Origin of the sequence: Pleomorphochaeta sp. (assembly GCF_050031695.1) — a bacterium.
Taxonomy (GTDB): Bacteria; Spirochaetota; Spirochaetia; order Sphaerochaetales; family Sphaerochaetaceae; genus Pleomorphochaeta.
This window is the reverse complement of sequence record NZ_JBNAIC010000016.1, coordinates 71,866-85,724: the sequence shown is the minus strand read 5'-3', so window position 1 is coordinate 85,724 and position 13,859 is coordinate 71,866. Positions and strand designations below refer to the sequence as shown.

The window sequence follows — 13,859 nt, the reverse complement described above, 5'->3', positions numbered from 1 at the left end:
ATCAAAGTATAAATAACACTAAAAAGTTACGAAATATTAAGATTTTTATATACTTTTTTGTTTTTTTCCCACATTTATAAGTACATATGTATAGTAAATAAGCTATTTTATATAATGAATTTGTTATATCATTATTAAGTAAAATTTTATTGATTTTTTAAAATATTTTTAAAATATAAGTATTTTATTGAAAAAAAAAGAACCCCTTAGGGCTCTTTTTACACTAAATTTTTATAACTTAAAAAAATAATTTTTTAATTATTTCTAAATTCAATTCTCTATTCTTTTCAGGATTTTCATATAAAAGCTCAAGACGATCACTATAGAACTCTTTAGTTTTATATCTAACTAACTTCATAGTTGAATTTACTAATCCGTCTGCTTCACTAAAAGGTTTTTCAATTATAGCGAATCTAGCTGGATGCCACATATTAGGAATCATATTAGCTTTATCTTCATAAGATTTAAGCTCTTTGATAATTAATTCATAGGCTTTTTTTGGATCTTCTATATTATTCTCTTTTAATAAAGCTTTAACATTTTCTTCTTGTAAAGTTACTAATGAAGTAGTTGCAGGTCTATGATCATTATAAACTAATAATTGATTAATAATATCAACATTATTATACATAACTTCTTCAACTTCTTCAGGAGAATATTTTTCACCTTCTTTATTAATTAGTAAAGCTTTAGCTCTACCTGTAACTACTAAGAATCCATCTTCATCATAGTAACCTAAATCTCCAGTAAATAACCAACCATCTCTTAGTACTTCTTTAGAAGCTTTTTCGTTTTTAAAGTAACCTTTCATTACGTTGTCACCTTTAATAACGATTTCTCCTCTTTGATTAACTTTAGCTTCAGTAACTCCATCATCTAACATTATTTTACATTCAACAGACGGAGCAACTTTACCACTTGTACCAAATTTATAACTTATTGGTGAATTACTACTAATTATTGGAGCAGCTTCTGTTAATCCATAACCTTGGAAAACAGGAACTCCTATTGCAGCAAAGAAATGTTGTTGTTTAGCTTCTAAAAGAGCTCCACCACCAACACAATATTTAATTCTACTACCAAAAACAGCTCTTAACTTTTTAAAAATTAATACATTAGCTATAAAATATGGGAAGAATGTTTTAACTCTTACAAAGCCTTTTGCTTTATTATAGCCATCGCCATTTCTAATAATTCCAGCTTCTAACCCATTATTAAAAATCTTTTGAATAAAAGGCCCTTTTTTATTAATTCCTTGCTTCATTTTCTTCATGAAACTACCACTAATTGATGGAACTGTCATCATAAATATTGGATTAACTTCTACTAAGTTTTTAGGGAAGTTCCTAAGTATAGAAGCATTGGTTTTACCAGAATCAACAAAATGTAAAGTTATCCCTTTTAAGAATGCAGTATAAATACCAACAGTATGTGCAAAAGAATGATCAACTGGTAAAACAATTAAGGTTTCAAAAGCAGCATCTGGAAGTTGAAAAAGAGTAACTGCATCATGACTATTTGCCCAATAGTTCAAATGAGTTAGCATAATTCCTTTAGGATTTCCTGTTGTACCACTAGTGTAGCAAATATTTATTACATCATTTTCTTTTATATCTGCAATACTATTTCTTACAATTACTACATTCTTTTCTAAAACAGCTTTACCTTCTTTCTCTAAATCAGCATAAATTACATAATCTACACCTTTTTCCCAATTCATTTCTTTAGCAATTTTAGAAATTCGAGTATCTTCTTCATTTAAATATATTAATACAACTTTATGATCAAACTCACTATAAGCTTTTACAACTTTTTCAATAGTATTGTGAGATACAGCAATCATTGTAGATTCACTATGATTAACTCTGAAAGCTATTTCACTTTCAGTTAGTTTTATAGATAAGGGAACACTTATTCCTCTAGATTTAATTACAGCTAATTCAATATTTACCCATTGACTTGAGCCTTCACTTAAAATAGAAACTTTATCTTCAACTTTTAAACCTCTGTCTAATAAACTTGCTGCAATATTTGTTGTTTCTATTTCTGTCTGTTTAAATGAACATTCTATCCATTTACCATCAAATTTTTTAGTAGTATAAGCACGACTACCATATTTTGTAGCTGCTTGTTCTAGCATTGTTATAATAGTTCTTTCCATGATCCCTTTTCCTTACAGAATATATAAACCTGTCAAAAATAGAATACCTAATATTTTCATCAAACGCAAGGAAATATGTATAAATTAATTCTATCTTGATGAATAGTTTATACTGATGAAATATATACAGATTTGATATACTCTCTATTACTATAATAGAAATAAATGAAAAAAGTAACAAAATATTATAAACAAAAATAACTTTGTAAAAAATTAATAAATTAGCATATAACTAAATAAGGTTAAGATTTTAAGTCTTAACCTTATTTACACATTTAATAATTAAATATAACTACAAACCTTTGTAGCTATCTTTTTTTACCCAAGAATTAATACAATATTCCAAATCATTGGAATTAATTATAGCCTTTGTATATTCACAAGGAACCTGATTAGGGTTAGATGAAACTCTCTTTAATAAAGCTTGAGCAGAACCTTCTTCTACGTTAATAATTCTACAGATATTATCAGAAGGGATTATAGGAGAAACAGTTAATGTAATTGCATCAATTAACTCATCTTTTATATCTGATAAAACTGATAAGATTTTATGATTTTTTAAATCATATTCTTTTATTTTATTAACACTTATATCAGTGCACCAAGTATCGATATAAGCTTCAGCTAAATTACCTCTATATCTTATTCTTCTAAGATATAAAACTTCTTCATATTCTCCTACATTCAATTTTCTTGCAACTTCAGCATTTGCTGAAACAGATTTACATTCAATAACTTCATAAGAAATTAAATCATCAAGTTCTTTTGAGTTATTAATCTCAATAGCATCACGATTGCTTGCTTTTACAAAAGTACCTTTACCTTGAATTCGTTTTACAAATCCACTATATTCTAACTCTTTTAAAGCTCTTCTAATTGTTATTCTTGATACATCGTACATTTCACATAACTGAGTTTCAGAAGGGATAAGCATTCCTTCGTACCATCCACCAATTACTATCTTTTCCTTTATAGAATTGTATACTACATTATGTTTGAACATTTTTTCCCCTTAGTTAAAATAAATTAGAGTCGTATATGTAGGTTACTACCATTTATAAAAAACTACAATATCAAGAACAATTATTTTTAACAAATAAGTATTAAATATTTATAATAGTTTACATATTTAATAATTTTTATATATAAAAAATTACTTATACTACAACAGTTATAAATTTACTTTTTTTTATCCATTTATTTGTTTTCCTAAATGGAGTTACACCCCATATATACAACAATGTGTTAATATCAATTTTATACATAGTTAATAAGATATTAAGTTATATAGTTTATGAAATTAAAATAAAATACTTAATTTCACATGCAGATTTTAAAAATTCATTCTTAAAAGAAATTATATGAATTAATTACCTCAAATATAAGACGCTCTTCAATCACTAAAACTATTTTTCCTTTATATTTCTCCGCTTAAATCTCGACAATTAACGAAATATCTTATTCATCTCTTTTCCTTTAGCAAGTTCATCAATTAACTTATCAAGATAGCGAATTTTTCTCATAAGAGGATCTTCTATCTCTTGTACTTTAACTTTACAAACTACACCATTAATTTTATCACTATTAGGATTAAGACATGGGCAATCATTAAAAAAGGTTTTTACATCAACTTCTTTTTCTATTTGCATTCGTAATTCTTCTTTACTATATCCTAATAACCAACAGATAATTTCATCTACTTCATTTTGTAATCTACCTTTTTTTATAGCTTTATCAACATACATTGGATATAATTTTGAAAAACTCATATTATATAATCTATCATTTTTCATAGCTTACTCCTTTTTTTATTAAATTATAAAGTAAAAAAACTATTTGCTCATAATTATTCTATCATTACTAAACTCCAAAATCTAATTTATTTTCCACTTTTTCTAATTTTAATAAAGGAATTCATTTTTTATTATTGTTTAAAATTATTAAATTATTACTTTATAATAAACTGTGTTAACTAATTTATTAAAATATCAATAAAATAGATAATTAATGCTTGCAAATGAACTTAAAACAGATTAAAAAATATTAGTCACTCCTTTATCTCAATTATTTATTATTTTGAGAATAAAATAACTTGTATATATAATTTATAGATTATATACATGTTTATTTATGTAGGTTGAAATCAAAGATAATATAGGATTTATAAATATGAATAAAGAAGAATTCACTAGAGCAGAAGAAGCTATGCTAAAAGAAATAGAAGAATACAATCAGGAAAAAGAGAAAATAAGAGATATGCTAGGTAAACTAGGAGGAAAGAATTTCTCAAAAGTTGACTCTATTGTTAATATTATATTCCTTGCTATTATATTAACACTATTTATTCTTGAAATGACAACTCACTTTCTACCACCTTTTATTTCTCTTGAAATAAGTGTACTTCTAGTTTCAATAAAAATAGTTGTTATGATGCACCATCAATATAAGACAAGCCATTTTCAGTTTTGGATTTTAAACACGATTGAATTTAAAATTAATTCTATTCATAGTGAATTAAGGGACTTAGAAAAAAAAGTAAATGAACAAGCTTCTAAATAATATTTAAATTATATTTATTACTTTGGTATAATTTATTATATATAAAAATAGCTCACATTGATAATTTTAATCAAAATGAGCTATTTTTTATTTTGTATTCTGTTATTTTCTTTTTGATAATATATCTTGTATATAATCAAAAACCCTTCTCTTTACACGAGCTTCATTTAACCCCCAACCTAGTTTATATGTTTTTAATTCATCATATCTATCTTGAGTTAATGTAGCTGATAATTGAGCCTCTAGGGCAGTTCTTCTATAAAGAGGATTGTCGATATTTTCTAAAAGACTTTCAGCACGCGCTCTCTCTCTTTCAATATCTTCTTTTGTAACTAATTCTACAGATTCATAACCTTCAAAAGTATATCTTTCTGATAAATCATAAATATCTGAAATAGCATTTTCGTCTATTTGATTAGAAGCAGTTTTTAATAAAGTATTATCAATATCAACAACTAAAGTTACTATTTCTTTTTTACTTACATCAAAGGTTACACTATTGTCTATAATATCGTAAGATTCTTTTTCATTCTCTAAGAAGTCAGTTTTTTTAACAGATTTAAGTTGATGAATACTATTAAGTGATACCTTTGTATCGTTTTCACCACTATTATACATTCTAACTAACATAGATTGAGAAGAGTCTGCTTTCTTAATTGAAGTTACTCTAATATTATCTAAAGTATCAGATATAGAAAGCAAAGAAAAATCAGAATTTAAACTACCTTTATGCTTATTAGTTGTTAATACTTTTAAATCACTGTTAAATTTATCTGCTTCTTTTACAACTCCACCTTCTTCATAACCATTTTTATGTGGATATATTGCATAGTCAAAAGTCATCTGTCTTAAACATTCTGCCTCTGGTGTATAAATTAATGGACCGGCATCACCTATTCTAGTATTAATATCATTAGCTACCCAATCAACACCTCTAAATAATGTTAAACAAATACCATTATTTTCTTCTTTAACTGTATATTCAGGAAGGCCTTTACTTAAAACTGATAAACCTTTATCCCCATCATTTATATCAATTAATTCTCTACCTAAGAATATAGTATTAGGTTTAGCTTCTCTTGCTCCAACTATTACTTTTCTTACATTAGATGGAATCATTGATTCATCATAATCATCTATATGAATTGGTCTTTCAACAACATCAAAAGGAGAACCTGCATAAGAAACACTTGATTCAATATTAGTTGGAAATACTGCCTTTACAATATGATCTTTAACTGTATTTAAAATAGTAGTATTAAATTTAACAACACTTGAATAAGCTTCAATACTAATAGTTGTTCTAACTGGCATTTCTAATAAATCTTCAACTCTATCTTTTCTATCCATTGTTAATGATTTAGGAAGTTTCATTGAATATTCAATAATTACTTCAACTTTTTTATCATTTACAACAGAATATGTAATATTAGCTTCAGAATCAGTTGAATAGAAATATTTATCTCTATCAGGATATGAATAATTATATTCATCTCCTGCATCTCCACTTTCTTCTAAATAGCCTAAATTTTTGTAAGTTGTATTAGTCTCTTTATCAAAAAGATCAATTGTACCATTACTATTAATAGTTACTTCAATTTTGCTATTAGTGATAATATTATCAGTTTTTTCAACATCACCCTTTAAGCTATTATCTTTAATTAAACTAATACCTAAAGCTTTAGCATCAACTATTTTATCAACACCTTCAATATTAACAATCTCTTTTCTATCATATACACTAGGATTATAAACAAAATAGTTTTGATCATTTAAAGTAGATGTATCAACATTATTTAAAATATCTTTAATACTTTGTTCTAATAAATTGTCAACTATATAGTGAAAATCTCTAAATCTTTCTTCCATATCAGTGTGAACATCATCAATACTAACACCACAAATACTATCGTGTGGATGATTTTTTAATAATAATTTCCATGCGTTTATAAAACTTACTTCATTATATTTATCATTAATTAAATAGTTTAAGTAATTTAATGGTTCAGCATATTTTTCAATTGTTTTTTGTGCTTCATCATTTTGAAGTTTTAAGTACATTCTTGCAGACATTACTCCTGGAAATACTGAAATAAAGCGGCCACTATATAAGTCCCCTTTTAATGTAATTAATGAAGGATTTTCATTTAACACACTATCTAAATATTTTTCAGGATTCGATTGAGTAACTGTTATATTTTCACTATCTAATTGATTACTTTTTAAAAATGGTTGAATATTATCAGGTACCATTTCTTGATCATATCCATTCATCATAAGGATATTTTTTGTTGTCATAAATGGTTGTAACTTTTCAACTTCATTATAGATTCTATCTTTCATGATATCACTATATTCAGCAAGTCTCATTACATTTCTATAACTATTTAATAGATAAACAGAAGGCAATCTAGTACCATCAGGAGATTCCCAAATGAATTCTGATTGTACATTTTCAGGATCCATTTCAACACCTCTCCAAACATAAAGACCTCTAAGTCCAGCTTCTTTATGAATTTGTGATGTTTGAGAAATTTGTCCAAAATTATCAAGTAACCAACCGACATTCATACATTGACCAATTTCATTAGCCATTTTTGTACCAATTACCAAATTTCTAACAAGTGATTCTTCACTTAATAATTGCCAATCTGGTTGAAGATAATATGGTCCTACAAATAATCTTCCCTCTTTTGAGTATTTTCTAATTAAATTTTTATATTTATAAATAGGTCTTTTTAACTTTTTTAATTCTTCAAAATAGTCATCAATCATAGATAACTGACCATCTAAAACAAATTGATAATCTGCTTCTTTTTCAAACATATCTAATAAAGAATCAAAAAAAGGAACTAACCATTCATTTGTATATTTACTATTTAAATACCACTCTCTATCCCAGTGTGTATGTGATATTATTTGTGCATGCCATTTCATATTGTTCTCCGATAATAGGAATTTTTATATTTCGATTCATATATTCATCTATTGAATTTATGAAAATTTTTTGTAAATTAATGAATTATATTTTTCTCTTTAATAACCTTAGATAAAGTCAATTTATGATGCAGGTTTACTAACTCATCATCAAAATTTACTTTAACTTCACATTTTTTATCAAAGATTATTGTATATTCAATCTCTTTTTCACATTTAGGCCAATTGACCATATTCTCATGATTAGGATTTCCACTTTTTGCAAAATTAATCCAAGCTAGACTCATTATCTTTCCCAACTCAATTGTCTCTTTAGTATTGTATAATGGTACTTTTTCCATATTGTTAAACACAAAAGGAATATCACTACAATGCCAAGCGGGTTTTCCCCCTTCATACTCAAAGTCAAAATTTAGTAAATATGAATAGAGTGGAGCTTTCATCACTTTAGAAAATTCACTTATATAATGCTTTGTTGGATATCTAAAAGTTTCATCAAAATCTAATAAATCAGCTAAGTCTCTACTTGGGTAAGTTTTTCTAAAAAGAGCTACTAATTTATCTATGTCTTTTGATAAACCAAATAAATTAACTAACTTTTCTTTTATCTCTACTTCACTAATATTATTTCTAGCTACACTACTTTCAAAATTAAATTCACCAAAAGTTGTTCCAATCATTAAAGCTATAGTTTTAGAGTGATCACTAAATTTGTTAAATCTACCTTCCCCTAAATACCAATCATTTTCTAAAGGAGCTCCTAATTTCAAAAATCCATTTCTATGATTAACTTTATCACTTGCTTTTTGATAAGCTTTTATTAACTTTTCATATTCAACTGTTTCTAACTTTTCAATTTCTTTTTCACTTAAATCTAATTCATCTAGTAAAGCATTAATTAAGTCTTTAGATTCATTTTTTCTAAATGCTGAATCATCATCAACAACACCACTTTGAATTATACCTTTATGAAATAGGCCCTCAGATGATGGAGTTTGCATAAGTGCTGCAATTTTCATTCCACCACCAGATTGACCAAATAATGTTACATTATTAGGATCTCCACCAAAGTTAATAATATTATCCTTTATCCATTTTAATGATGCTATAATATCTTCTTGGCCTCGATTACCAGAATTATTATATTTTTCTCCATAATCTGATAAATTTAAATAACCTAAAACATTTAATCTGTGATTTATCGATACAACTACAACATCACCAAGTTTAGATAAGTTCTTCCCATCATATGCGATTTGTTCAATAGAAGAACCATTAGTAAAAGCACCCCCATGAAGCCAAACCATAACGGCTCTCTTCTTCTCTTTATCTATGGATTGAGTCCAAATATTTAAATTTAAACAATCTTCATCAGATATCCAATATCTATGTGGTACTAATACTTCATTAGAAATCTTAGTTTGCTTTGGTAAGGGACAAACATAACCATATGATATAGCATCTTTAATCCCTTCAAATTTTTCACATTTTTTTGGAGCTTGAAATCTTTTAGATGTAGCATATTTTATTCCATAAAAGGTATACGTTGAATCTTCTATAAATCCACGAATTCTACCGTAAGTTGTTTCAACAATAGGATTTTCCCTGTTTAAAACAAATTTAAGATTATTATCCATAATCTATCCTTTTACAGCTCCATCTGTCATAGAAGAAACAATAAATCTTTGTAGGATAATAAATAATATAGTAGTTGGTAAAATACTTAGTATACAAGCTGCTGCTAAATAGTGAGTTGTAATTGCTTCACTTGCGCTACTCATATTATTTAATGCTGTAGAAATTGGATATTTCTTAGCATCGCTTAGTAAAATAAATGGAACAATAAATTGACCCCAAAGAGCTACCATTGTAACTAAAGCTACTGAAATTAAACCAGGTAAAGCAACATGGAAATGAATTTTGGTAATAATTTGTGCTCTTGATGCACCATCAATTAATGCAGCTTCATCAACACTTTTTGGAATACCATCAATATATCCTTTTATATTCAATATAGCTAAAGGTAAACTTAAAGCAATATATATAAATATCATAATTATATGTGAATTAGCTAAATTTAAATTATTAAGTAAAACATATAGAGGAATTACTATAACAATTGGAGAGATCATTCTAAACATTAGAATAATAAATTGTAAGCTATTAGCTCCCTTAAATTTAAAACGTGAGAAAATATATGATGCTGGAATTGCTATTGCGATAGTTCCAATAATTGAAATAACTACAATATAGAATGTATTGAAAATACTTCTTGGAATACTAGTATTTTTTATAACATACATATAATTATCTAAATTTAATTGCTTTGGTAATATCTGAAGTGGAGTTGCAAATAACTCTGGTATAGTTTTAAAAGAATAGCTTAATACCCATAGAACTGGAATTAAGAAAAATATACTTATAAAAAAATAAATGATATATAAACCTGATTTTTTACCTAAATTATTTTGTTTCATTCTTCTATACCTCTACTTTCTTTTGCATTCTAAAATATATAACTGCCATTACCATGTTTATGCCTAATAAAATAATTGCAACGCCAGAGCCCTTAGCAATATTCAAATTAAGGAATACTTCACGATATACAGATAAAGCGAGTACTTCTGTAGTACGACCAGGTCCACCACCTGTTAATGTCATAATCATGTCAAATGTGTTAAATGTTCCAATAACATTTAGAATAATTACAATTAATAACATATTTGCAATTGTAGGCAATTTAATTGTAAAGAATCTTTGAAATACATTAGCTCCATCAACTTTTGAAGCTTCAATAATATCATTTGGAATTGTTTTAATTGCTGCATATAATAAAATCATACTTGAAGCAGTACCTCTCCAAACATTAGCAACAACAGCACTAGCCATTGTTAAACTAGTATCTGATAAGAATTTTACAGTTGACACATTAAAGAATGAAAGAAAATAATTAAGAATACCATTTGCTGATTCTTGATACATAATCTTCCAAATAATACCAATAATAACACCAGGGATTACCATTGATATTAACGATACAGTTCTAACAAATACTGTACCTCTAATTTTTAATTTTTCACCTTCATCAACGCTTATAGCGATTGCTAATCCTAAAATTACTTGAAAAGCAACAGAGAAGAAAACAAATACAAGCGTTCTACCTAAAGAGGACCAAAAACTTGCAGAAGTAAATATTTCTTTATAAGAATTCAAAGTATAAGAATATTCGCTTATTCCTATTTTTTGATTAGTAAAACTAGTTTTAAATACATCTAATACAGGCAAAATAAATATCGCTATCAATATGAATAATGCAGGTAAAACCCAGTGAATTGGTATTTTATTTATACTATTTTTTTGTAATTTATTTTTCATAAACTTTTTCTCTTTGATGATAACATCTATAGTTGGAGTTTATAAAACTCCAACTATAATTAATTTATATTATTTTGTTAATTTAACAACATTGTTAAATGCTAAATCAACACCTTCTTCTGCACTCATTTTGTTTGTTAAAACATCACCATAAGCTGCTAAAATTTCATTAGATGCTTCTGAATATAGAGCTGCTGCAGGTCTAACTGAAGAAGTAGCTAATTCTGTTCTACAAGCTTTCATGAATTCTGTACTGTTGAAATAAGGATCATTGTTGAATACAGATGTTCTTGTAGGTAAATAACCACCAGCTGCACACCAACCTGACATACCATCATCACTACCATACATCCAGATTAAGAAGTCTTCACATAAATCTTTTTTCACTGAATCATCTGTAAATACTGCACTTACCCATCCACCAGCGATTGATGATCTTTGACCTTCTTTAGGCATTGGAATTTGAGCTACATCCCATAATTCATTATATGTATCTTCACCAATGATTCCAATAAATTGGTTCTTTGAGAAGTTACCACCAATAAACATACCAACTTGGCCAGCTGCTGCTTGTGGGAAGAAAGCAGGAATATTTGATGTTAAGATACTAGAAGGAGCATATCCTTTTTCTAATAATTCTTTTACAAAGTTCATGCTATTAACTAAAGTTTCTTTATTATTAGCTTCACCGAATACTGGTGTTTCACCATCAAATAATTTACCACCATCACCATATAACCAAGGTAAGATAGTTGCAGTTAATGTACCTTCATCTCTATCTGCTTCAAAATTAATAGGTTCTTCAACATCGTCTTTAATATCTTCACAAACAGCTAATAATTCATCCCAAGTTTTAGGAGGATTTTTAATTAAGTCTTTTCTGTAATATAAGAATCTTACATCAGTTGTATACCATAAACCTTTGATATCACCATTACTATCTACAGTTGTTTTTTGTACATATTCGAAGAAATCATCTTGTTCAATGTTGTTTGCTGATAATGCATCATTCAATGGTTGTACATATTTATGGAATTTAGGGAACATATATGAGTCAATTGATGCCATATCAGGTAGTTGACCGTTTTCTGATTGTACTAAAGTTTTAGCCATTGCATCTGCAATTGAAGTTGAAGTATCCATAACATTGATTTTTACATCAGGATGAGCTTCTAACCATTCTTTTACTCTTGGTTCTAAATATGCTTTCTTAGATTCTGAAGCATTAGTTAACCAGTGATAAGGGTTAGGTTGCCAATTTAATTCGATTGTTCCATCAGGGTTACCAATAAAATTGTTTGAAACTACAATTTCAGGAGAACCTGATTCATTTTTTTCTGAATCACCACCAGCGAATACTAATGATGTACTTAACATCATAACGATTGTTAAAACAATAAATAATTTTTTCTTCATAATAAATCCTTTTGATATTTTATTAGTTAAAGTGTGATTTGAGAAATCGTTTAACCAAGCTAAAAATAGAATACTACAATATTTTTAGTTGTCAAGTTATTTTTTTAATAAAATATAAAATATAAATAATTACTATACAAAATACTATAAATAGTTAACTATTTTATATACTATAACTATACATAATTTAAGCACAAATAAGAATTATGATTAAAATCATGCTATTTTTAATAAATAGAATACTAAAAAATAATTATTTTTGGGTGTTACATGAATCTCTTTCTATTATTTCACCTTGTAGCAAAATTTTCTTAGGTTTTAATAAAGGATCGTTTATCTTATTAGATAATAATTGAATAGCATTAACTCCTAATTCAAACTTATCTTGAGAAAGAGTTGTTAGCCTTGGAGAGATAAAATCACAAATTGGGTCATTATTATAACCTGTAACAGATAAATCTTTTCCAACTTTAATATCATATTCATTTAATGCTCTATATGCTCCTATTGCATGAGAATCTGTTAGACAAACTAAAACTGAATATTTTTTATCTAAAAATAAATTAATATTTTTTTTAGTTACTTCATAACCGTATATATAAGGAGGTTCTATATCTCTTTTTTCATCAATTATAAAAGGAATAATATTATGAGTTTTTAATTCATCACAAAACCCTTTATATCTTAATAAAATAGAAGAGGGTCTTATCCCTAGATTATCGTGTGTAACTTTTTCATTATTTAAAGATGTATTCCATTTAACATGGCCTCCAAGCATAATTGCTATATCTTTATACCCTTTATTTATTAAATATTTAGCTAAAAGTATACCTGAATTATAATTATCTGTTCCCACATAATCAAATGAATTAATATCAGCATAGGAATCTAAGAAAACAAATGGTATTTTTGTTTTCATTAATTTTTCATACAAACTTTTTTTTGTTTGAAGAGTTGGAACAATAATTATTCCATCAACTTTCATTGAAATATATTTATTTATAATTTCTTCTTCTCTATCACTATTATTATTACTGTTACTAATGATTGGATATAGATTATTTTCTAAACAATATGAATCAATTCCTTTATAAACCTCTGGCCAAAAGTGACCGGAGAAAACATTATGAAAGCACAACCCTATTGTATTTGTTCTTACTGCTTTTAATGAAGAAGCAAATACATTAGGGGTATAACCAATTTTATCGGCAATTAATTTTACTCTCTTTCGAGTATCATCACTTACGCGACCTGTATTGTTTAGAGCCTTTGAAGCTGTGGCAGTAGAAACATTACATTCTCTAGCTAAATCTTTTATTGTAGGATTCTTATATTCTTTCATTTATTCTCTCATTGCAAAAACGTTTACTCACATTAAAAATAACATAAATAACTCACTTTTTATAGTAAA

Annotated in this window: 10 protein-coding genes; 1 reads left to right on the top strand and 9 read right to left on the bottom strand. The window is 26.8% G+C overall.

The features are described from left to right. Window positions 1-238: 238 nt before the first annotated feature. The 3 genes from ACPKM0_RS03475 to ACPKM0_RS03465 form a co-directional block, all read right to left on the bottom strand. Window positions 239-2,161: an AMP-dependent synthetase/ligase gene (locus ACPKM0_RS03475; RefSeq protein ID WP_472473416.1), complete on the bottom strand. Its 1,923-nt coding sequence runs from the start codon at window positions 2,159-2,161 to the stop codon at window positions 239-241. Between the two features lie 292 nt (window positions 2,162-2,453). Beyond that, the gene (locus ACPKM0_RS03470; protein WP_472473415.1) at window positions 2,454-3,164 is read right to left on the bottom strand and encodes a GntR family transcriptional regulator; all 711 of its coding nucleotides are present in this window, start codon (window positions 3,162-3,164) and stop codon (window positions 2,454-2,456) included. A 442-nt stretch (window positions 3,165-3,606) separates the two neighbouring features. Then, window positions 3,607-3,954, bottom strand: a complete 348-nt coding sequence (locus ACPKM0_RS03465) for a DUF2200 domain-containing protein (protein ID WP_472473414.1) — start codon at window positions 3,952-3,954, stop codon at window positions 3,607-3,609. A 376-nt stretch (window positions 3,955-4,330) separates the two neighbouring features. Here ACPKM0_RS03465 and ACPKM0_RS03460 point away from each other — a divergent pair, with 376 nt between their 5' ends. Continuing rightward, the gene (locus ACPKM0_RS03460) at window positions 4,331-4,720 is read left to right on the top strand and encodes a hypothetical protein (RefSeq protein ID WP_472473413.1); all 390 of its coding nucleotides are present in this window, start codon (window positions 4,331-4,333) and stop codon (window positions 4,718-4,720) included. A 102-nt stretch (window positions 4,721-4,822) separates the two neighbouring features. Here the strand turns inward: ACPKM0_RS03460 and ACPKM0_RS03455 are convergent, their stop codons facing one another. The 6 genes from ACPKM0_RS03455 to ACPKM0_RS03430 all read right to left on the bottom strand — a co-directional run bounded on the left by ACPKM0_RS03455 (window position 4,823) and on the right by ACPKM0_RS03430 (window position 13,790). Beyond that, window positions 4,823-7,657: an alpha-mannosidase gene (locus ACPKM0_RS03455; RefSeq protein WP_472473412.1), complete on the bottom strand. Its 2,835-nt coding sequence runs from the start codon at window positions 7,655-7,657 to the stop codon at window positions 4,823-4,825. 77 nt (window positions 7,658-7,734) lie between these two features. After that, window positions 7,735-9,294 (bottom strand): carboxylesterase/lipase family protein, encoded by a 1,560-nt coding sequence (locus tag ACPKM0_RS03450; RefSeq protein WP_472473411.1) that lies wholly within the window; start codon window positions 9,292-9,294, stop codon window positions 7,735-7,737. A 3-nt stretch (window positions 9,295-9,297) separates the two neighbouring features. Continuing rightward, window positions 9,298-10,134 (bottom strand): carbohydrate ABC transporter permease, encoded by an 837-nt coding sequence (locus tag ACPKM0_RS03445; RefSeq protein ID WP_472473410.1) that lies wholly within the window; start codon window positions 10,132-10,134, stop codon window positions 9,298-9,300. Between the two features lie 4 nt (window positions 10,135-10,138). Beyond that, on the bottom strand, window positions 10,139-11,032 hold the full coding sequence (locus ACPKM0_RS03440) for a carbohydrate ABC transporter permease (RefSeq protein ID WP_472473409.1): 894 nt from the start codon (window positions 11,030-11,032) through the stop codon (window positions 10,139-10,141). A 69-nt stretch (window positions 11,033-11,101) separates the two neighbouring features. Next, complete coding sequence (locus tag ACPKM0_RS03435) at window positions 11,102-12,448, bottom strand: extracellular solute-binding protein (RefSeq protein WP_472473408.1); 1,347 nt, start codon at window positions 12,446-12,448, stop codon at window positions 11,102-11,104. Window positions 12,449-12,701: 253 nt separating this feature from the next. Then, on the bottom strand, window positions 12,702-13,790 hold the full coding sequence (locus ACPKM0_RS03430; RefSeq protein ID WP_472473407.1) for a LacI family DNA-binding transcriptional regulator: 1,089 nt from the start codon (window positions 13,788-13,790) through the stop codon (window positions 12,702-12,704). Between the last annotated feature and the right edge of the window lie 69 nt (window positions 13,791-13,859).

Bases quoted from the DNA above. Each gene is read 5' to 3' on its own strand.
- ACPKM0_RS03475 (WP_472473416.1), bottom strand. From the start codon at position 2,161: ATGGAAAGAACTATTATAACAATGCTAGAACAAGCAGCTACAAAATAT.
- ACPKM0_RS03470 (WP_472473415.1), bottom strand. From the start codon at position 3,164: ATGTTCAAACATAATGTAGTATACAATTCTATAAAGGAAAAGATAGTA.
- ACPKM0_RS03465 (WP_472473414.1), bottom strand. From the start codon at position 3,954: ATGAAAAATGATAGATTATATAATATGAGTTTTTCAAAATTATATCCA.
- ACPKM0_RS03460 (WP_472473413.1), top strand. From the start codon at position 4,331: ATGAATAAAGAAGAATTCACTAGAGCAGAAGAAGCTATGCTAAAAGAA.
- ACPKM0_RS03455 (WP_472473412.1), bottom strand. From the start codon at position 7,657: ATGAAATGGCATGCACAAATAATATCACATACACACTGGGATAGAGAG.
- ACPKM0_RS03450 (WP_472473411.1), bottom strand. From the start codon at position 9,294: ATGGATAATAATCTTAAATTTGTTTTAAACAGGGAAAATCCTATTGTT.
- ACPKM0_RS03445 (WP_472473410.1), bottom strand. From the start codon at position 10,134: ATGAAACAAAATAATTTAGGTAAAAAATCAGGTTTATATATCATTTAT.
- ACPKM0_RS03440 (WP_472473409.1), bottom strand. From the start codon at position 11,032: ATGAAAAATAAATTACAAAAAAATAGTATAAATAAAATACCAATTCAC.
- ACPKM0_RS03435 (WP_472473408.1), bottom strand. From the start codon at position 12,448: ATGAAGAAAAAATTATTTATTGTTTTAACAATCGTTATGATGTTAAGT.
- ACPKM0_RS03430 (WP_472473407.1), bottom strand. From the start codon at position 13,790: ATGAAAGAATATAAGAATCCTACAATAAAAGATTTAGCTAGAGAATGT.